Annotated in this window: 20 protein-coding genes and 1 rRNA gene; 13 read left to right on the top strand and 8 right to left on the bottom strand. The window is 49.3% G+C overall.

Going from position 1 to position 19,143, the window contains the following annotated elements:
• Positions 1-14: 14 nt before the first annotated feature.
• From N5E87_RS00095 to hemG (N5E87_RS00105), 3 genes are all read left to right on the top strand, one after another.
• On the top strand, positions 15-629 hold the full coding sequence (locus N5E87_RS00095; RefSeq protein WP_086904523.1) for a YigZ family protein: 615 nt from the start codon (positions 15-17) through the stop codon (positions 627-629).
• A 77-nt stretch (positions 630-706) separates the two neighbouring features.
• The gene (locus N5E87_RS00100; RefSeq protein WP_011620857.1) at positions 707-2,164 is read left to right on the top strand and encodes a TrkH family potassium uptake protein; all 1,458 of its coding nucleotides are present in this window, start codon (positions 707-709) and stop codon (positions 2,162-2,164) included.
• Between the two features lies 1 nt (position 2,165).
• Positions 2,166-2,690, top strand: a complete 525-nt coding sequence (hemG, locus tag N5E87_RS00105; RefSeq protein ID WP_086904522.1) for a menaquinone-dependent protoporphyrinogen IX dehydrogenase — start codon at positions 2,166-2,168, stop codon at positions 2,688-2,690.
• A 54-nt stretch (positions 2,691-2,744) separates the two neighbouring features.
• Here hemG (N5E87_RS00105) and N5E87_RS00110 read toward each other — a convergent pair whose 3' ends face one another.
• Positions 2,745-3,053 (bottom strand): metalloregulator ArsR/SmtB family transcription factor, encoded by a 309-nt coding sequence (locus N5E87_RS00110; protein WP_011715321.1) that lies wholly within the window; start codon positions 3,051-3,053, stop codon positions 2,745-2,747.
• A gap of 198 nt (positions 3,054-3,251) precedes the next feature.
• On the opposite strand from N5E87_RS00110, the gene hemG (N5E87_RS00115) reads away from it, so the two are divergent.
• Positions 3,252-3,806, top strand: coding sequence for a menaquinone-dependent protoporphyrinogen IX dehydrogenase (gene hemG, locus N5E87_RS00115; RefSeq protein WP_086904521.1), 555 nt, complete (start codon positions 3,252-3,254; stop codon positions 3,804-3,806).
• A 46-nt stretch (positions 3,807-3,852) separates the two neighbouring features.
• Here hemG (N5E87_RS00115) and N5E87_RS00120 read toward each other — a convergent pair whose 3' ends face one another.
• Genes N5E87_RS00120 through def form a run of 5 tightly spaced genes read right to left on the bottom strand, consistent with a single transcriptional unit; the run spans position 3,853 to position 9,499 of the window.
• The gene (locus N5E87_RS00120) at positions 3,853-5,295 is read right to left on the bottom strand and encodes a TrkH family potassium uptake protein (protein WP_086904520.1); all 1,443 of its coding nucleotides are present in this window, start codon (positions 5,293-5,295) and stop codon (positions 3,853-3,855) included.
• Positions 5,296-5,306: 11 nt separating this feature from the next.
• Positions 5,307-6,716, bottom strand: a complete 1,410-nt coding sequence (gene trkA / locus N5E87_RS00125; protein ID WP_011620862.1) for a Trk system potassium transporter TrkA — start codon at positions 6,714-6,716, stop codon at positions 5,307-5,309.
• A gap of 15 nt (positions 6,717-6,731) precedes the next feature.
• Entirely contained in the window at positions 6,732-8,018 is a 1,287-nt protein-coding gene (gene rsmB / locus N5E87_RS00130; RefSeq protein WP_086904524.1) for a 16S rRNA (cytosine(967)-C(5))-methyltransferase RsmB, read from the bottom strand.
• Positions 8,019-8,020: 2 nt separating this feature from the next.
• Positions 8,021-8,977, bottom strand: coding sequence for a methionyl-tRNA formyltransferase (gene fmt, locus N5E87_RS00135; protein ID WP_086904519.1), 957 nt, complete (start codon positions 8,975-8,977; stop codon positions 8,021-8,023).
• 15 nt (positions 8,978-8,992) lie between these two features.
• Positions 8,993-9,499 (bottom strand): peptide deformylase, encoded by a 507-nt coding sequence (gene def, locus N5E87_RS00140; protein WP_086904518.1) that lies wholly within the window; start codon positions 9,497-9,499, stop codon positions 8,993-8,995.
• 125 nt (positions 9,500-9,624) lie between these two features.
• Here def and N5E87_RS00145 point away from each other — a divergent pair, with 125 nt between their 5' ends.
• From N5E87_RS00145 to hemF, 6 genes are all read left to right on the top strand, one after another.
• A complete protein-coding gene (locus N5E87_RS00145; protein ID WP_279774887.1) occupies positions 9,625-10,749 on the top strand; it encodes a LysM domain-containing protein in 1,125 nt (374 codons plus the stop codon).
• A gap of 83 nt (positions 10,750-10,832) precedes the next feature.
• Positions 10,833-11,849: a DNA-processing protein DprA gene (gene dprA, locus N5E87_RS00150; RefSeq protein WP_164717907.1), complete on the top strand. Its 1,017-nt coding sequence runs from the start codon at positions 10,833-10,835 to the stop codon at positions 11,847-11,849.
• Between the two features lie 2 nt (positions 11,850-11,851).
• A complete protein-coding gene (locus N5E87_RS00155; protein ID WP_011620868.1) occupies positions 11,852-12,328 on the top strand; it encodes a DUF494 family protein in 477 nt (158 codons plus the stop codon).
• 122 nt (positions 12,329-12,450) lie between these two features.
• Positions 12,451-13,014, top strand: a complete 564-nt coding sequence (locus N5E87_RS00160) for a type I DNA topoisomerase (protein WP_011620869.1) — start codon at positions 12,451-12,453, stop codon at positions 13,012-13,014.
• Positions 13,015-13,152: 138 nt separating this feature from the next.
• Positions 13,153-13,719 (top strand): L-threonylcarbamoyladenylate synthase, encoded by a 567-nt coding sequence (locus N5E87_RS00165; RefSeq protein ID WP_086904515.1) that lies wholly within the window; start codon positions 13,153-13,155, stop codon positions 13,717-13,719.
• Positions 13,720-13,748: 29 nt separating this feature from the next.
• Entirely contained in the window at positions 13,749-14,657 is a 909-nt protein-coding gene (gene hemF / locus N5E87_RS00170) for an oxygen-dependent coproporphyrinogen oxidase (protein WP_086904514.1), read from the top strand.
• A gap of 31 nt (positions 14,658-14,688) precedes the next feature.
• Here the strand turns inward: hemF and N5E87_RS00175 are convergent, their stop codons facing one another.
• Positions 14,689-15,126 (bottom strand): group II truncated hemoglobin, encoded by a 438-nt coding sequence (locus N5E87_RS00175; protein WP_011624685.1) that lies wholly within the window; start codon positions 15,124-15,126, stop codon positions 14,689-14,691.
• Positions 15,127-15,297: 171 nt separating this feature from the next.
• Between N5E87_RS00175 and aroE the strand changes: the two genes are divergently transcribed.
• Together aroE and N5E87_RS00185 are read left to right on the top strand one after the other, a co-directional pair.
• On the top strand, positions 15,298-16,176 hold the full coding sequence (gene aroE, locus N5E87_RS00180; RefSeq protein ID WP_086904513.1) for a shikimate dehydrogenase: 879 nt from the start codon (positions 15,298-15,300) through the stop codon (positions 16,174-16,176).
• A 20-nt stretch (positions 16,177-16,196) separates the two neighbouring features.
• Positions 16,197-16,472, top strand: a complete 276-nt coding sequence (locus tag N5E87_RS00185) for a DUF1488 domain-containing protein (RefSeq protein ID WP_011620874.1) — start codon at positions 16,197-16,199, stop codon at positions 16,470-16,472.
• Between the two features lie 55 nt (positions 16,473-16,527).
• On the opposite strand, the gene N5E87_RS00190 is transcribed toward N5E87_RS00185, so the two are convergent.
• Positions 16,528-17,076: a gamma carbonic anhydrase family protein gene (locus N5E87_RS00190; protein ID WP_086904512.1), complete on the bottom strand. Its 549-nt coding sequence runs from the start codon at positions 17,074-17,076 to the stop codon at positions 16,528-16,530.
• A gap of 514 nt (positions 17,077-17,590) precedes the next feature.
• Between N5E87_RS00190 and N5E87_RS00195 the strand changes: the two genes are divergently transcribed.
• Positions 17,591-19,133, top strand: a 16S ribosomal RNA gene (locus N5E87_RS00195).
• The last annotated feature ends 10 nt before the right edge of the window (positions 19,134-19,143 follow it).

A 19,143-nucleotide genomic window follows, 5' to 3' on the forward strand; every position in this document is an offset into this window, starting at 1 on the left:
TTTAGGGAGAGCGAGTGCTCGAAAGTTATCTGATACCGAGTGAAAGTGTGCAGATAGAAGAAGAGATAAAGCATAGCCGCTTTATCTCTTTTCTATTTCATTGCACGAGTTTAGAACAACTGAAGTTAGTACTTACTGACATAAAGCGAGATTATCCCGGCGCCAGTCATTACTGCTATGCCTTTATCGCAGGAGCGCCTAACGACAGCATTGCCATCGGTTCGAGTGACGATGGTGAGCCTGCGGGCAGCGCTGGTCGTCCAATGCTCGCAGTATTACAAGGCGCGAATCTCGGTGAAGTCGGTGCCGTGGTCGTGCGTTTCTATGGCGGTACTAAGTTAGGCGTGGGCGGTTTAGTGCGTGCCTATACCTCGGGATTACGCCAAGGTTTAGGGCAATTGCCGACGCGAGTAAAGCAATTACGTTATCCGGCAAAACTGCATTGTGATTACACTCAATTAAGGGATGTTGAGCATCTACTGCAGCAGTTAGAAGCGGTGATCATCGATAAGCAATTTGCCGAAGCCGTTGATATCCATTTTGAAATAGGCAAACAGCAGCAGGGCATATTGAATGAATCGCTGGCAACTTTGAGTCAGGGCAGCCTGCGCGCAGAGTTTGAGCTGTGATGCCCGCGTAAATTATGCCAAAATATGCAAAATGCTGAAAATACCTTTGCAGCCAATGGAATAATTGAACACGCGGAATGCAATACAAAACCATAATAAGAATCATAGGTCTACTTATCGGCCTGTTCTCCATCACTATGCTGCCGCCAGCCTTAATCGCCATTTGGTATAACGATGGCGGTGGTACTGCGTTTATTCAGGCATTTTTTGTCAGCTTATTTATCGGTTTTTGGCTCTGGTATCCTAATCGTCGCTGCAAAGAGGAATTGCGAACCCGTGAGGGGTTTCTGATTGTGGTCCTGTTCTGGACCGTTCTTGGCTCCATCGGTGCTTTACCTTTTATCTTCTCAAGCCAGCCCGATCTCAGCTGGACCGACAGTTTTTTCGAATCATTTTCCGCACTGACCACCACGGGAGCCACAGTTATTGTCGGACTGGACTCCTTGCCTAAGGCCATTCTGTTTTATCGACATATGCTGCAATGGCTCGGCGGTATGGGGATCATCGTTTTAGCCGTGGCGATTCTGCCTGTGCTGGGCGTTGGGGGCATGCAGCTGTATCGCGCCGAGATTCCTGGCCCTGTGAAGGACAGTAAGATGACGCCGAGGATTGCCGAAACGGCCAAGGCGTTATGGTACATCTATCTATTGCTAACCATTGCCTGTGCTGGCGCTTATTGGCTGGCGGGAATGAGCGTTTTCGATGCCGTGTGTCACTCGTTTTCGACCATCGCTATCGGGGGCTTTTCGACCCACGATGCCAGTATGGGATACTTCGACAGCTCAGTGATCAACCTGATTTGCGTGTTCTTTTTGATTGTCTCGGCGGTGAACTTTAGCGTGCACTTTGCGGCATTTTCGCGTCGCGGGATCAATTTTAGAGTCTATTTTCGAGATACCGAGTTCAAGATGCTGGTGGCGATTCAGTTGGTGCTGACGGCGATTTGTTTCTTAACCCTTTATCACTCAGGGATTTATGATTCGCCAGAGGAAACCTTAGATCACGCCTTATTCCAAGCGGTTTCGGTGGCGACAACCGCTGGCTTTGGTACCGAAAGCTTCCATATGTGGCCGCTGTTCCTGCCGATTCTGTTGATCTTCTCAAGCTTTATCGGTGGTTGTGGTGGTTCAACTGCGGGCGGGATTAAGGTGATCCGGGTTATCCTGCTGCTGTTGCAAGGTTCACGCGAGCTTAAACGCCTCGTTCACCCTAAGGCTATGTTCTCGATTCGTATCGGCTCCAAGGCATTACCTGACCGAGTTGTCGATGCCGTGTGGGGATTTTTCTCCGCCTACGCCTTAGTCTTCGTGCTGTGTATGTTAGCGCTGATGGCTATGGGGCTGGATGATATTACCGCCTTTAGTGCTACGGCAGCCTGCTTAAATAACCTCGGTCCGGGTCTTGGGGAAGTTGCGAGTAACTACGCCAGTATTGGTGATGGTGCTAAATGGGTGCTGGTGGTAGCCATGTTATTTGGTCGCCTCGAAGTCTTTACCTTGCTGATTTTGTTCACGCCAACTTTCTGGAGGGATTAACATGCAGACACTAATCATCTATTCGACAATTGATGGCCAAACACTGGAAATCTGCCGCAAAATCAAAACGCTTGCCGAACAAGCGGGTGAGCAGGTGTCTTTAGTGACCCTAGAACAAGCCGAAGCCTTAAGCCTTGCTGATTTCGATAAAGTGTTGATTGGTGCGAGCATTCGTTATGGCAAACATAGGCCCGATCTCTACCAGTTTGTGAATCGCAATCATGCGGTGCTGGACAGTAAAATCAACGGCTTCTTTACCGTGAATGTGGTGGCGCGCAAGCCATTAAAGAACACGCCAGAAACCAATCCTTACATGCAAAAGTTCCTCAAATTATCCCTGTGGCAGCCACAGCAATTGGCGGTGTTTGCGGGCAAAATTGATTACCCTAAATACGGTTTATTCGACCGTACTATGATCCGTTTCATCATGTGGATGACTAAGGGACCGACTGATCTGAAGGGCACCTTCGAGTTTACCGACTGGGATAAAGTCGAAGCCTTTGGGGCACACTTTAGCAAGCTGTAAAAATGATAAAGCCCTAGTCTCTGCTAGGGCTTTATTGTTACCGCCTGACGCGATTTATACGGCGCAGTAACGGCTGTGGAGAATCGAAATCACTTGGGTGACTTGCTCATTCTTAAGCTTGTAATACACAATCTGCGAGCTCTTACGGGTATCGACTAAGTCTTCGGCTCGTAACACCGCCAAATGCTGTGATAGCGCCGACTGGCTCAAGGGCACAGTTGCATTCAGCTCGGTTACGCTCAGCTCTTTATCCAGCAATAGGCACAAAATCATTAAGCGATAAGGATTCGCTATGGCTTTGAGCCATTTAGCCGCACTTTCCGCATTAGTTACCATTGCATTTACATCAATATCATTTTGCATAAGGTACTCACTTTATCGCTTTTGATTAGATAATTCTAATTGAAGATATTTCTATACGCAATCATACTGCTCGGCAATTCAGATCTCAATTTTTGCATTTCAGAATATGAGACAACGCTGATTTGTGATCCTATCAGGGGTTTATTTAACCAATGATTGCCACAATGGTGACATACTTTAACTGAACGGGAATACCCCATGACACGCATTCTGGTGCTTTATTTTACCCGTGGTGGCCATACGGCCAAGATAGCGAATGCGATAGCGCAACAACTCTCGCTGCGTGGCGCCAAGGTGGACTTGGTGGATATTAATAGTGCGGCGGCAACCAAGATTAACTGGCCCGATTATCAACTGGTGGCGCTAGGGGCTTGTGTACTCTATGGCACCTACGATAAGAGTGTATTTCAGTTTATAGAGCAACATGCTCCGGCTTTAAGTGCGTTGCCAAACAGTTTCTTCTGCGTCAACGTGGTGGCGCGTAACCCTGAGAAACGCATCCCTGAGAACAACAAATACCTGCAAAAATTCATAACGTTATCACCTTGGACTCCCGCCGATTTGAAGATTATCGCCGGTAAAGTAGATTACCCCTCGTGGCCCTGGTACGACAGACTGATGATCCAGTTGATTATGAAAATCACCAAAGGACCAACGGATCCTAAGGCGGTGATCGATTATACCGACTGGGAAGATGTGAAGGTCTATGCCGACCATCTGCTAACCTTGGCCGAGGTTACTGAACCCGCCTAATAAAAATGCGCTCTGTGAGCGCATTTTTAGTTTTTGATTTATACGATTAGTATTTCCAAAAGCTGGGATGGAACAGTACGGCTACAGTTAAAATCTCTAAGCGGCCGAGCAACATACCCAAAGAAAGCGCCCATTTAGCCAAATCGGGCAGCGTCGAGAAGTTACCCGCAGGACCAATGATGGGGCCAAGCCCTGGGCCAACGTTGGTAACTGCGGTAATAGCGCCGGTAAAGCTGGTCATAGGGTCTAACCCCGTTAGCACAAGAATCACCGAGAGCCCAACAATCACAAACATAAACAGCAGCACAAAGGTGATCAGTGAGCGCACAATATCTTCACTAATCAAACGGTTGTTATAGCGCTCCCGGAAGATGCCATTGGGATGGCATTGCTGCTTTAACTGCTCGCGCATAATGGCGCCGGCAATTTGGAAGCGGAAGATTTTAATCCCGCCAGAGGTGGAGCCCGAGCAGCTGCCGACAAACATTAAGAATAAAAATGCGATATTCGCAAACGCGCCCCAAGCGCCGTAGTCGGTTAAACCATAACCTGTGGTGGTGACCACGGAAACCACGTTAAAGCTGGATAAGCGCAGCGCGTCGATAAGGGCGATATCCCTCGTTTGCCACAGCCAGAAGCCAATAAAACAAGATACAAAAGTAAGGAAAAACAAGAAGCCTTTGACTTGTGCATCGTTCCAGACGGTGAAGTCTCGCTGCTGGATCATCTGCACAAACATCAGTAGGGGTAAGCCTCCTGCCGCCATAAACACAACGCCAACCCAATGTGCCGAATTTGAAAACGCCGCCATCGAGTTATCTGAGGTCGAATAGCCGCCCGTCGACAGCGTGGTCATCGCATGGTTAATGGCTTGAAACCAAGTCATGCCAGCAAGATGGTAGGCAACACAGCACATCACGGTCAGCAAGATATAGATAAAAAAGAGATGCTTAGCCATGTTTTGGGTGCGTGGCACCGCCTTATCGCTCCAATCCGATGATTCGGTGCGGAACAGCCGCATACCACCGACGTTTAAGAAGGGCAGAATTGCTACCGCCATCACGATAAAGCCAATACCGCCGAGCCATTGCAACAACGAGCGCCAGATTAAGATACTGTGGTCCATAGTATCTAAGCCCGAGAGCACGGTTGAACCTGTGGTGGTAATGCCGGACATGGTCTCGAAGAAGGCGTCCGTATAGCCAATGCCGTGGTATAAGGTAAACGGCATGGCAGCAAACAGGCTCACGATCAGCCAGGTGAGGCTGGTGAGCAGAAACATATCGCGAATATTGAGGTTAATGGTTTTGCTTTGGCCGTTATGCAAGCAGAGGCTGGCGCAAATCCCAGTGACTAAAGCCGACAGCATGAAAGCGCCCACGGTTTCCTCACCGTTGAACACGGCAAGGAGCAGGGGCGCTAACATAAAGGCTGTTAACATCGACAGAAACAGCCCCAAAATAAACAATAGCGGTCTAAAGTTCAGCATAAGATGATGACTTAGAAGAAGAAGGCGCTAGGTTGGAACAGTTTCTCGACTTCGCCGACAAACTTTTTGTTCACGAGGAACAGAATCACGTGATCCCCTTGTTCTATCACTGTCTTGTCGTGGGCCATCAGCACTTCTTCATTACGTACTATGGCGCCAATGGTGGTTCCCGGCGGCAGCTTGATATCGCCAATCGCCTTGCCAACGACCTTAGAGGTGCTGGAGTCGCCATGGGCAATGGCTTCAATCGCTTCGGCGGCGCCACGGCGTAAGGAATACACGTTACAGATATCGCCTTGGCGGATGTGGGTCAGTAAGGCTGAAATCGTCGCCTGCTGGGGTGAAATTGCGATATCGATATTGGCTTCCTGCACAATATCCACATAGGCTTCGCGCTGGATCAGTACCATCACCTTTTTTGCCCCCATGCGTTTAGCGAGCAGGGCAGACATGATGTTGGCTTCATCGTCGTTGGTGACGGCAATAAATACGTCGGTTTGGTCGATATGTTCTTCGAGCAGTAATTCTTGATCTGAGGCGTCACCACAAAAAACTGTGGTGTTTTCAAGCTGTTCTGAGAGTGTTTCGGCGCGTTCAAACTTATGCTCAATCAGCTTGACTGAGTGGGTGCGTTCGAGGCGTTTAGCTAGGCCTAAACCGATGTTACCGCCTCCCGCAATCATGATATTGCGATAGGAGTTATCCAGCTTTTGCATCTCACTCATCACCGCGCGGATATGGCGACTGTCGGCGACGAAAAACACTTCGTCATCGGCTTCGATAATCGTGGTGCCGCGGGGCATGATCGGGCGACCTTGGCGGAAAATCGCCGCCACCCGGGTATCAATATTCGGCATATGCTCGCGCAGTGCGGCCAAGGCGTTGCCGACCAAAGGGCCGCCGTAATAGGCGCGAACCGCAACCAAACTTAAGCGGCCTTCGGCAAATTCGAGCACTTGCAGTGCCCCAGGATATTCAACCAAGCGTTGAATGTAAGCGGTCACTAACTGTTCAGGTGCGATAAGCTCATCGATCACAAAACCACCGCGTGGACGTCCCTCGCTATTTTTGGTTTCACTGTCGATAAATAATTTATCGCGCATCGCGAGATAAGGTTCAGAGCGAATACGGGCGATTTTAGTCGGTGTACCAAATAGGCTGTAGGCCATTTGGCAGGCGACCATGTTGCATTCATCGCTGTTGGTCACAGCAATCAGCATGTCGGCATCTTCGGCGCCTGCTTCTTTGAGTACATCGGGGTGGGCACCATGGCCCGCCACGACGCGAAGGTCATATTTATCCTGCAGGGCGCGTAATCTGGATTTGTCGCTATCGACTATGGTGATATCGTTGTTTTCACCCACCAAATTTTCGGCCAAGGTTCCCCCGACTTGACCCGCACCTAATATGATAATTTTCATGGCCTTGCTTACTTCCTAATGGGTCGCTTTCAATAAACGGGCGTAATAAAACCCGTCCATGTTGTGTTGTCCCGGCGTGATTTGCCAACCTATATCTTGGCTTGAAGCCTGCTGGGCAAGAGTGTCTAGCTTAGCATCTGCGGTTCTGGCTAAAAATGCACTAATTTGGTCTCGATTTTCCTGCGGCAAAATAGAGCAAGTTGCATACAGGAGTGTGCCACCGGGTTTGAGCCACTTCCAGCAGTGATCGAGAATTTGTCTTTGCAGCTCGGCCAGTTCTTCGATGTCATGGTTTTTGCGTAACCACTTGATATCGGGATGACGGCGGATAACACCCGTCGCCGAGCAAGGCGCGTCGAGTAAGATACGATCAAACTGTTCACCCTGCCACCATGAGTCGATGTTGGCTGCATCGCCATGAATAACTTCCGCTTTTAATGACAAACGGTCAAGGTTCTGTTGCACGCGCTCGAGACGTTTAGCATCGAAATCGACGGCGACCAGTTGGATGCTGGGTTCAAGTTCGAGTAAATGGCAGCTTTTGCCGCCCGGTGCCGCGCAGGCATCGAGGACCAGTTCGTCGGCTTGCGGAGCCAGTAAGGTCGCGGCCCATTGTGCTGCACCATCTTGCACCGATGCCGCACCTTCGTGGAAGCGCGGCAATGTCGCCACATCCTTAGGATGGGCAAGTAGAATGGCATCATCACTCAGGCCAGCACTGGCTTCTATCTCAAGCTCACTCAGGGCGGCAAGATATGCATCGCGGCTCTGGGAGAGGCGATTGTTACGTAACCACATGGGTGGACGCTCATGGCTTTGCTGGATTATCTCTTGCCAATTATCGGGATATGCGGCTTTTAAGCGCTTAATTAACCAGCCCGGCGTGTTGTAGCTTAGGGTCTCTGACTCTGTGCTCAGCGGCGTTAATTGGCGCTGAATATTACGCAGCACGCCATTGACGACCTTTACCATGCCCTCAAATTTTAACTGACGGCAGGCCTCGGCGGTTTCGGAGATGGCGGCGTGGCTTGGAATGCGGGTGAAGTAAAGTTGATAGCAGCCAACAATTAATAGCTGGTGGATGATCCTTTGCTTACCTTTCAGCGGCTTAGCCAAACACTCAGCCACGCGTTTTTCGATCTGCGGCAAGGTGCGCATCACGCCGTAGCAGAGCTCTGCGAGCAGAGCTTTATCTTTACCACTGGCTAGATGCTTTTGCTGTTCCGGCAGGGCAACTGAAAGTGACACGCCTTTCTCTAAGACTTCGAAGATGGCTTTGGCCGCCAGTGCACGCAAGTTCATCATTATTGCGCCTCGTTATTTAGACGAGTATTTGGGGTAAACCAGTCGCCGCGGGCGTTGAGTATATCGGCTACGCTGAGCGGTTTTTTACCGGGTAATTGCATGTTGAGCAGAGTTAACACACCATCGCCGGTGGCGACTTCAATGCCTTTTTTACTGGCGCTGATAATAGTGCCGGGGGCGGCATTGCTGCTGGTGGTGCTGACTTGGGTCTGCCACACCTTGATGGTATTGCCTTGGTGCTCAAAATAGCTCACAGGCCAAGGATTGAAGGCGCGGACTTCTTGCCATAACTGAGTCGCAGATTTGCTCCAATCGAGCCTCGCTTCCTCTTTACTGAGTTTTTCGGCGTAGTTCGCTAAGGCTTCATCTTGTTTTTCAGCTGTTAGGGTGCCGTTGGCTAAGCCTTCGAGTGCTTGCAGTAGCGCGTCTGGCCCTTGCAGAGCTAACTTCTCGTAAAGGGTGGCGGAAGTATCATCATCTTCAATCGGCAAGTAGGTTTTCAGCAGCATGTCGCCGGTATCTAGGCCGACATCCATTTGCATGATAGTCACGCCGGTTTCTTTATCGCCTGCCCACAACGCGCGTTGAATCGGCGCCGCACCGCGCCAGCGTGGCAGAATAGAACCGTGAACATTGATACAGCCTAAACGCGGCGTGTCGAGCACCACTTTTGGCAGAATCAATCCGTAGGCGACCACTACCATAATATCGGCATTGAGGGCGGCAAGTGCTTGCTGCGCGGGTTCTTTACGTAGTGAGCCTGGCTGATAAACCGGAATATCGTGGCTGACTGCGAGTTCTTTAACTGGGCTGGCGGTGAGTTTTTTACCGCGCCCTGCGGGTCTGTCCGGCTGAGTGTAGACGGCAATCACATTGTGATGTGAGTTAATCAGCGCCTGTAAATGGCGAGCGGCAAAATCCGGTGTTCCGGCGAAGATGATATTGAGTGGTTTCAAATCTGATCCTAATGCTTATTTGGCGTCCTGTCTGGCCGCTTTTTCAAGTTTCTGTTTGATCCGTTGGCGCTTCAATGGCGACAGGTAATCGACAAATAACTTACCTTTCAGGTGATCCATTTCATGCTGAATACAAATAGCAAAAAGCTCATCGGCTTTAACGGTGAATTCATTACCGTGTCTATCCAGTGCTTTGACGGTAACAAACTCGGCGCGGTCGACCTTGGCATAGATACCGGGGACCGACAAACAACCCTCTTCGTTACAGAAATCACCGCTACTGGCAATAATTTCGGGATTGATAAAGACTTTAGGACGATCGACCTCGTCTTGTAAATCCATCACGATCAGTTGTTTATGATAGTCAACCTGGGTTGCTGCTAGACCAATGCCTTTTTCTTGGTACATGGTCTCGAACATATCATCGATTTGCGTTTGCAACTCAGTAGTAAACTCTGTGACCGGGGTCGCTTGAGTTCGCAATCTTTCATCGGGAAAGCGTAAAACTTTTAATAGTGCCATACTTAAACTCTTAACAAGTCTGTCAAATCTCAATCAGTTGGTTATACTGACTGAGGCTAATGGGCTAATTTTAATCTTTAGTGCCTATCAATAACAGTAAAAGCTCGATTTAAGAGCTAAACAACATGGACCGCACCATGAAACGGCTAATTTTACTTGCGTTAATGACATTTAATTGCACGTTGGTTTCCGCTGATACTCTCACGCTGAAAGCAGGGCATCCCGAGTCATATGTGGTAAAGAAGGGCGATACCCTTTGGGATATCTCGGCCACCTTTTTAAATGACCCTTGGAAGTGGCCACGTTTATGGGATGTTAACCCCCAGATTGCTAACCCTCATTTAATTTATCCCGGCGATCAGCTCACTTTAGTCTTTATCGATGGTCAACCCCGATTAGTGCGTAATGGCGCTAACGAGGGAAAACCCCATATTCGCAAAACCCCTGAGGGACGCGTGATTGCTAAGAGCAATGCGGTGCCTGCGGTTGATTTAGCGTTAATCCAAAACTATCTGGTGCAAAACCGTGTGGTCGATGCCGACTGGTTTGCACAGCAACCTATGGTGCTCGCGGGTGAGAGTCCTTCACGTCACCATGTGGTTGGCGATGTGATTTATATCGATAGCGAACTGCCCTTAAACCAAAAGCTGGGTATGTATGAACGCGGTCGTGACTTCTTCAACAAACAAACGGGTGAAGCCTTAGGACAAGAAGCGATTCTGGCGTCTACTGGCCAAGTGATTGAATCTGGCAAAGTGTCTAAGGTCAAAATCCTCAGCAACTACCGTGAAACCAAGGCGGGTTTTAGGGCGTTGCCTATGGAAGACGAAGCCTTAATGTCGGCCTATTTTACGCCAAAACCTGCCGAGCTTAAGACGCCGGCGACCGTACTAGCGATTGAATCCACCATGCGCGAGGCGGGTAAGCTCAATGTGGTGTACCTAGATAAAGGCACACAGGATAGTGTTGAGCCAGGTGAAGTGTTCTCCATTTACCGCGATGGCGAAGAGATTGTGATTAATAACGATGGTCAACCCGTACCTGCAGCCGAGCGCACAGCCTATGACAATGTGGTGGCGTCACTGTCGTCAGATCGCGCCATCAAGATGCCCGATATTTACCATGGCAAGCTCTTAGTCTTTAAAGTGTTTGATAAAGCGAGCTTAGGTTTAATTGTCTCGACTGAACGTTCTGTACGTGTCGACGATAAATTAATTGCGCCAGACTCCTTAGCTCTTAGAGGTGAATAATCCCTGAACATTTGGTCGATTGGTTAATTGTTAATGCGGTATCTGGGCTAGGACCCGCTCGGACACAACAATTATTAACGCACATGGATGTGGACGACCTCAGGCAAAGATTGGAGCATGAGAGACACTCGCTCCCTTTGTCTGACAATCTACTCCATAGCTTAGTCATTGATTATCAAAGGGTCGATGCCGCCCTCGAATGGCAACAGCAGTCTGAACTACACCACCTCGTTTGTTTTACCGATCCCCTCTATCCTCCATTACTCAAACAGTTACCCGATCCTCCAAGCGTCTTATTTATCAAAGGATGTGTTGAGGCGCTGTTGTTCCCATCGCTCGCGATAGTGGGGAGCCGTAATGCGTCTCCCGGTGGATTACAGGTTGCTTATCAGTTAGCTCGAGAGATGTCCGCGCTAGGATTTAGTATCTGTAGTGGCATGGCGATGGGGATAGATGGTGCGGCCCATAAAGCCTGTGTTGACCATGGAGGAAGAACGCTTGCGGTGCTCGGAACGGGAATTGATATTATTTATCCGCGTCGACATAAGCAGCTTTATGAGGATATTCAGCACCAAGGCTGTATAATAAGCGAGTTTTGGCCGGATATCGGGCCTTTTGCGGGCAATTTCCCGAAACGAAACCGCATTATTAGCGGTCTTTCTTTAGGTACGCTGGTGGTTGAAGCTTGCCGTAAGAGTGGTTCGCTCATCACCGCCAGGTTGGCCATGGAGCAGGGGCGTGAGGTCTTTGCGGTTCCGGGCTCGATTCTCGGCGGCTTTCATCAAGGCTGCCATGATTTATTACGGGATGGGGCAAAACTTGTGGAGAGTACGGCCGATATAGTGGAAGAGCTGGTAAGTTTGACGGCGTTTCACCTTGAAGAAGTCAACACTCGCCACCATATACAGCAAGGTGAGATTTGTGATTTGCCATTTTCATCGCTGTTAGCTAGTGTAGGTTATGAAACTACAACAATTGATGCTGTAGTCGAACATAGTGGGAAAACGATAGATCTGGTGTTAGAACAAATGCTTGAACTTGAGTTGCAAGGTTGGGTTGTTGCAGTACCCGGTGGTTACGTCAGAGTAAAGAGGAGCTAGCCATGTTTGATATCCTCATGTATCTATTTGAAAACTATGTTCACAGTGAAGTTGAACTGTTAGTGGATGAAGACGAGTTAACCAAGGAACTCACTCGTGCTGGTTTTCACCAGTCAGAGATTTTGAAAGCCTTAACTTGGTTGGAGCGTCTGGCTGAGTTGCAGGAAGGGGATAAGCCTTACCTGTGCAATCATGATCAGCATTCATTTCGGATTTACACCAAAGAAGAAATGGAAAAGCTGGACGTGGAATGCCGTGGATTCCTGCTATTTTTAGAGCAAGTGAAAGTGCTGAATGTCGAAACCCGTGAGATGGTAATCGACAGAGTTATGGAGCTCGATGAGCCTGCCTTGATCCTCGAAGATCTCAAGTGGGTGATTCTGATGGTGCTCTTTAATGCGCCCGGCCATGAGTCCGCCTATGAGCAAATGGAAGATTTAATTTTTGAGCAGCCTGAAGAAGGTCGGCTACATTCTTAAGCGTTGCGATGTGATGAATAATGAGAAAGGAGGCTAGCCCTCCTTTTTTGATGCCATAAGCTTGTTAATACCTGTGTGGTGAGTTATCTGCGGATTAGACGCAATGACTGGTGGTAATGATTATGTCTAAGATCGATGAACAACTATTTAGTGCCCATGAGCACGCACTGGAAAAAGAATTCGAGCTATGCCCAGAGTGTGGCAGCGAGTTGTCGGTAAAACATAGCAAACATGGGAGTTTTATTGGTTGTAACAACTATCCCACCTGCCAATATACCCGTCCCTTAGTGCAGCATGAATCGATTGAAACCCAAGTGATTGAAGGTTCCAAGTGTCCCGAGTGCGGCCATGAGTTGGCGGTCAAATCGGGGCGTTTTGGTATCTTTATCGGTTGCACTCAATATCCCAGTTGTACCCACATAGAAAGGCCAGATCAGGAGAGCGATAAACCTGAGGTGGCATGTCCCGAATGCAAAACTGGCAAGCTTGAGCATCGTACCAGCCGTTTTGGTAAGAGTTTTTATGCCTGCAGTGCGTATCCCAAATGCAAATTCATCGTGAATTATCCCCCCGTTGCTGAAACTTGCCCGAGTTGTGGCTTTGGTATTTTAGTCGAGCGTAAAGGGGCCGCGGGGATGCGTTTAGAATGTCCGCAAAAAAGCTGTAAATACAAACGCGCGCTTTAGTGTGATCTGGCTCTAAAGATTTGGTCGTATAAACACCCTTGGGTATAATCCCCCATCGACCACGGATGGGGTGGCCAAGCGCTAAAAAAGCCAAAACGTGTTTGTAGAAATCGATTCAATTCATAAGGTGATATTAAGATGTTACAGCTGCACCCATCTGAAATTAAAGACATAGTGCTTAACGGCGGCGTTATTGCCTATCCCACTGAAGCCGTTTATGGTTTGGGCTGCGATCCAGACAACGACACCGCCATCCAAAAATTACTCGCGGTAAAGCAACGTCCTTGGCAGAAGGGGCTTATCTTAGTGGCGAGCGAGTTTTCCCAGTTAGTGGATTATGTCGATGAGTCACAGTTGAGCGCCGAGCAACTCGAGTTTGCCTTTTCTAAATGGCCAGGCCCCTTTACCTTTGTTATGCCGATTAAACCGCATGTTTCGCGCTATTTATGTGGTGAGTTTGATTCTATCGCCGTGCGTGTCTCCGCCCATGAAGGGGTGCGAACCTTATGCCAAGCATTAGGTAAACCACTGGTTTCGACTAGCGCCAATTTAGCCGGCGAAGATCCTGCACTCAGCGCTGATGAAATTCTTAATGCCTTTGAGGGTAAGATTGATGCCTTAGTGTTAGGGGCATTAGGCGAGCAGCGTCAACCCTCCACCATTATTGATGCCCGCAGCGGTAAGATATTACGTAACGGACAATAACTGATTTATAACGCAAAGGATAAAAGCAGATGAGCGTGCCAGATGCGACAGTGGTAAAAGCATTTTTACTCGATCTACAGAATCGAATTTGTGCGGGTCTTGAGCAGTTGGATGGGCAAGCAAGCTTTGCGGCCGATTCATGGACACGCACCGAAGGCGGTGGCGGTACCAGTCGTGTCTTAACTCAAGGCGCGGTATTCGAGCAAGCCGGGGTGAACTTTTCCCATGTAACAGGTGCTGCCATGCCCGCATCGGCAACGGCTCATCGCCCAGAATTGGCGGGTCGTAGTTTTGAGGCCATGGGCGTTTCTTTAGTGATTCACCCTAAAAACCCTTATATTCCAACTACCCATGCTAACGTGCGTTTCTTTATTGCCCATAAAGACGGTGCGGATCCCGTTTGGTGGTTTGGTGGTGGTTTTGACTTAACGCCTTACTATCCTTTCGAAGAAGACGTGCGTGAGTGGCATCAAACCGCTAAAAATCTGTGTCTGCCCTTTGGCGACGACGTATATCCTAAATATAAGAAGTGGTGTGATGAGTATTTCTTCCTGCCACATCGTAACGAAACCCGCGGCGTGGGCGGACTGTTTTTCGATGACTTGAATCAAGCTGGCTTTGATAAGAGTTTCGATTTTATGCAGGCAGTGGGGAATGGCTTCTTAACCGCTTATGCGCCGATTGTTGAGCGCCGTAAAGAGACGCCTTATGGCGAGCGTGAGCGTGAGTTTCAGTTATATCGTCGCGGCCGTTATGTTGAGTTCAATCTGGTATACGACAGAGGTACCTTGTTTGGACTGCAAACCGGTGGTCGTACGGAATCTATTTTGATGTCAATGCCGCCATTGGTACGCTGGCAATATGCTTATACGCCAGAGGCGGGTAGCCCTGAGGCAGATCTATACGATAACTACCTCAAACCTCGTGATTGGGTATAAGCACGCTAACACGAGTTGCGTAATCAGTACGTTACTGATTACGCATATGATCAGCCAGAGTTGAAATCGCCTCATAAATAGCGGCGCGATGCTCTGGCTTTTTTATATGTTCTTCAATGGCAAACTTCATGCAAAATAGCCATTGATCCCGCATTGTCTCATCAACAGCAAAGGGCATATGCCGAGCGCGCAATGCGGGATGACCATACTTTTGCTGATATAACTGCGGACCACCGAGCCAGCCACTTAAAAATTCATAGAGCTTTTGTTCCGACTCCGCAATCGGCGCACGGTGAATCGCGAATAAGGCTTGCGTTTCTTCTGAGCTTGCCATTTTCTGATAGAAACTATGGGCAATCGCGCGGATCACTTTGTCGCCACCAATTAAATCATAGGCATTTGACTGATTCGGATCCCTGTCATCCGGTACGCTTGTGTGTTTACTAAATATCTTTTTAAGCCAGTTCATAGGTCTAACTGCATTGCTGTCTACAATATCGATGCGCGCATTATAGCCTGAATGCCACGGTGAAACTGAAGGCTAAAGTCAGGTACAACAACTTAGGCTCGCCATTAGGCTGTGCTACCGCCTAAAAGCACGCTAGACTGCAAGCCATTCACAGCCAATAGAATTCCGCAGATGACAGATATGCCTTCAGTAACTACGCCAGCGCTTGATCGATATGCCGTATTTGGCAATCCGATCGGTCACAGTAAATCGCCCTTTATCCATGGACAGTTTGCGTCCCTTACGCAGCAGCCTTTGAGTTATGAAGCGATTCTGGCGCCCATCGATGGTTTTGAAGCGAGTTTACGAGCATTTTTTCAGGCGGGAGGAAAGGGCGCGAATGTGACAGTTCCCTTTAAAGAGCAAGCCTTTGCTCTCTGCGACAGCCTTAGTGCCGAAGCGACGCTGGCGGGGGCGGTCAATACCCTAAGCTTGTTGGCCGATGGCACTATTTATGGTGATAACACCGATGGTTTGGGGCTGGTGGCCGATCTTATTCGCCATCTCGGCAGTTTGCAGCATAAGCGGGTGCTCTTGGTGGGGGCTGGTGGCGCGGCGCGCGGCTGTATCTTGCCATTGCTTAAGGCTGAAGTGGGTCAACTAGTCATCACTAACCGCACTCAAAGTAAGGCGCAGGCCTTAGTGGATATTTTTAGCCAAGTACAAGAAGGGCGCTACTGCGATAAACTCCAGGCGATGTCGATGCCTGAGTTGTCGGGGGAGTACGATTTAGTGATTAACTCGACCTCAGCGAGTCTAGCGGGAGAGCTACCGCCACTACCATTGTCCATCATCGGCAACAAAACGGCTTGCTACGATATGATGTATGGCGCAAAACCAACGGCATTTAATCAATGGGCTGTGCAACAGGGCGCAGCGCAAGTGATTGATGGACTGGGTATGCTTGTCGGTCAGGCGGCAAAGAGTTTTGCGCTCTGGCGTGGCGTCGAGCCTGATACCTCAGGAGTGCTTAAATTGCTCAGGGACAAACTACAGGCCGATGCGCAATAGAGGCTCAAGAGGAAGATAAGATGAATCAGAGTATTTTATTCCCCGATCTGCAACATTGGGATGAAACCCAAAAGCACATTTGCTTTATTGCCCAGCAGCAGGGCATGAACATTAAGTGTTATATCAGCGCGCAGAAGCTGGCGCAGTTAAATGACTTTTCGCCTCAGCCTAATAGCGATGAAGCGGCCGCCATGTTAGCGCTATTTGATGCGGTGCGATTCGATGCCGAAGAAATGGCAGAAGCCTTAATTGAAGCAGAAGAGTTTGATGAGTTTGGCGCAGTGCACTTAGGCTAAGAGCAAAATGAACAAGATGGCAGCGTAAACACTGCCATCCAATTTAATAGAAACACTACTCTGGCTGAGGTTCTGCCAAGTATTCGTTTTTCAAGCGCACATAGTTATCCGCGGATTCAGGTAAAAACTTCAATTCCGCTTCGGTTAAAGGTCGCGCCTGTTTCGCAGGGCTGCCGACATATAAGTAGCCGCTCTGCAACACCTTACCCGGCGGTACTAACGAACCCGCACCTAAAATCACATCATCTTCTAATATGGCACCGTCGAGGATAATCGCGCCCATCCCGACTAATACACGATTGCCAACTTTGCAGCCATGCAACATCGCCTTATGCCCAATTGTCACATCATCACCAATGATCAGTGGATGACCCTCTGGACGAGAGGCGGATTTACGGGTCACGTGCAATATGCTGCCATCCTGTACATTGGAGCGCTTACCAATACGAATATGGTTTACGTCACCACGCGCCGCCACCATAGGCCAAATACTGGCGTCTGTATCTAAAGCGATATCACCAACGAGTACCGAAGCTGGGTCTACATACACATTATCGCCGAGTTGTGGATGAATCCCTTGGTAAGTTCTGAGTGGCCCTGACATAAAAAAGTCCCTAATTGAGTGGTTTTTCGCATTATAAAGGCTAAAAACTGACTGGTCAGGTCAAATATCCAACGAACAGCGTAAAAAAGCTGATTATCTTCAATTTAGGGGTTGCACAAAAAGTTCTGCTGCCTATAATGCGCATCCACTGACACGGCAGACAGCGAAAGCAAGCGCGGTGACAGTGCGAATCGAATGCAAAATGTGCAGTTGATTCGAAAGCCTCAAGAAGTTTGCAAAAACGCCTTGACGCGACAGGGGAAATGCGTAGAATACGCAGCCCTGACCCGCTGAGCGGTAACGCGAAGTGAATGGTCAAATGCTCTTTAACAATCTAAACAAGAAATCTGTGTGGGCACTCACAGGTGTTGAGTTAATCGAAATTACTCTGCCGTTTGGCGAGTAATCAAAATTTACATCAATGAATGAGTGTTCATAGCAATATGTACAACGACTTATTAAGTTAAGTCGATTCAGAATTCATTGAGTCGAATCTTCGGATTCACAAAACTTTTAATTGAAGAGTTTGATCATGGCTCAGATTGAACGCTGGCGGCAGGCCTAACACATGCAAGTCGAGCGGCAGCACAAGGGAGTTTACTCCTGAGGTGGCGAGCGGCGGACGGGTGAGTAATGCCTAGGGATCTGCCCAGTCGAGGGGGATAACAGTTGGAAACGACTGCTAATACCGCATACGCCCTACGGGGGAAAGAGGGGGACTTTCGGGCCTCTCGCGATTGGATGAACCTAGGTGGGATTAGCTAGTTGGTGAGGTAATGGCTCACCAAGGCGACGATCCCTAGCTGTTCTGAGAGGATGATCAGCCACACTGGGACTGAGACACGGCCCAGACTCCTACGGGAGGCAGCAGTGGGGAATATTGCACAATGGGGGAAACCCTGATGCAGCCATGCCGCGTGTGTGAAGAAGGCCTTCGGGTTGTAAAGCACTTTCAGTAGGGAGGAAAGGTTGTAAGTTAATACCTTGCAGCTGTGACGTTACCTACAGAAGAAGGACCGGCTAACTCCGTGCCAGCAGCCGCGGTAATACGGAGGGTCCAAGCGTTAATCGGAATTACTGGGCGTAAAGCGTGCGCAGGCGGTTTGTTAAGCGAGATGTGAAAGCCCCGGGCTCAACCTGGGAATTGCATTTCGAACTGGCAAACTAGAGTCTTGTAGAGGGGGGTAGAATTCCAGGTGTAGCGGTGAAATGCGTAGAGATCTGGAGGAATACCGGTGGCGAAGGCGGCCCCCTGGACAAAGACTGACGCTCAGGCACGAAAGCGTGGGGAGCAAACAGGATTAGATACCCTGGTAGTCCACGCCGTAAACGATGTCTACTCGGAGTTTGGTGTCTTGAACACTGGGCTCTCAAGCTAACGCATTAAGTAGACCGCCTGGGGAGTACGGCCGCAAGGTTAAAACTCAAATGAATTGACGGGGGCCCGCACAAGCGGTGGAGCATGTGGTTTAATTCGATGCAACGCGAAGAACCTTACCTACTCTTGACATCCAGAGAATTCGCTAGAGATAGCTTAGTGCCTTCGGGAACTCTGAGACAGGTGCTGCATGGCTGTCGTCAGCTCGTGTTGTGAAATGTTGGGTTAAGTCCCGCAACGAGCGCAACCCCTATCCTTATTTGCCAGCACGTAATGGTGGGAACTCTAGGGAGACTGCCGGTGATAAACCGGAGGAAGGTGGGGACGACGTCAAGTCATCATGGCCCTTACGAGTAGGGCTACACACGTGCTACAATGGCGAGTACAGAGGGTTGCAAAGCCGCGAGGTGGAGCTAATCTCACAAAGCTCGTCGTAGTCCGGATTGGAGTCTGCAACTCGACTCCATGAAGTCGGAATCGCTAGTAATCGTGGATCAGAATGCCACGGTGAATACGTTCCCGGGCCTTGTACACACCGCCCGTCACACCATGGGAGTGGGCTGCAAAAGAAGTGGGTAGCTTAACCTTCGGGAGGGCGCTCACCACTTTGTGGTTCATGACTGGGGTGAAGTCGTAACAAGGTAGCCCTAGGGGAACCTGGGGCTGGATCACCTCCTTACCTATACGAC

It is taken from the genome of Shewanella sp. GD03713 (assembly GCF_029843705.1).
Classification (GTDB): Bacteria; Pseudomonadota; Gammaproteobacteria; order Enterobacterales; family Shewanellaceae; genus Shewanella.

Coding starts and splice junctions, on each gene's coding strand:
- N5E87_RS00100 (WP_011620857.1), top strand. CDS start 707: ATGCAATACAAAACCATAATAAGAATCATAGGTCTACTTATCGGCCTG.
- hemG (WP_086904522.1), top strand. CDS start 2,166: ATGCAGACACTAATCATCTATTCGACAATTGATGGCCAAACACTGGAA.
- N5E87_RS00110 (WP_011715321.1), bottom strand. CDS start 3,053: ATGCAAAATGATATTGATGTAAATGCAATGGTAACTAATGCGGAAAGT.
- hemG (WP_086904521.1), top strand. CDS start 3,252: ATGACACGCATTCTGGTGCTTTATTTTACCCGTGGTGGCCATACGGCC.
- N5E87_RS00120 (WP_086904520.1), bottom strand. CDS start 5,295: ATGCTGAACTTTAGACCGCTATTGTTTATTTTGGGGCTGTTTCTGTCG.
- trkA (WP_011620862.1), bottom strand. CDS start 6,716: ATGAAAATTATCATATTAGGTGCGGGTCAAGTCGGGGGAACCTTGGCC.
- rsmB (WP_086904524.1), bottom strand. CDS start 8,018: ATGAACTTGCGTGCACTGGCGGCCAAAGCCATCTTCGAAGTCTTAGAG.
- def (WP_086904518.1), bottom strand. CDS start 9,499: ATGGCACTATTAAAAGTTTTACGCTTTCCCGATGAAAGATTGCGAACT.
- N5E87_RS00145 (WP_279774887.1), top strand. CDS start 9,625: ATGGACCGCACCATGAAACGGCTAATTTTACTTGCGTTAATGACATTT.
- dprA (WP_164717907.1), top strand. CDS start 10,833: ATGGATGTGGACGACCTCAGGCAAAGATTGGAGCATGAGAGACACTCG.
- N5E87_RS00155 (WP_011620868.1), top strand. CDS start 11,852: ATGTTTGATATCCTCATGTATCTATTTGAAAACTATGTTCACAGTGAA.
- N5E87_RS00160 (WP_011620869.1), top strand. CDS start 12,451: ATGTCTAAGATCGATGAACAACTATTTAGTGCCCATGAGCACGCACTG.
- N5E87_RS00165 (WP_086904515.1), top strand. CDS start 13,153: ATGTTACAGCTGCACCCATCTGAAATTAAAGACATAGTGCTTAACGGC.
- hemF (WP_086904514.1), top strand. CDS start 13,749: ATGAGCGTGCCAGATGCGACAGTGGTAAAAGCATTTTTACTCGATCTA.
- N5E87_RS00175 (WP_011624685.1), bottom strand. CDS start 15,126: ATGAACTGGCTTAAAAAGATATTTAGTAAACACACAAGCGTACCGGAT.
- aroE (WP_086904513.1), top strand. CDS start 15,298: ATGACAGATATGCCTTCAGTAACTACGCCAGCGCTTGATCGATATGCC.
- N5E87_RS00185 (WP_011620874.1), top strand. CDS start 16,197: ATGAATCAGAGTATTTTATTCCCCGATCTGCAACATTGGGATGAAACC.
- N5E87_RS00190 (WP_086904512.1), bottom strand. CDS start 17,076: ATGTCAGGGCCACTCAGAACTTACCAAGGGATTCATCCACAACTCGGC.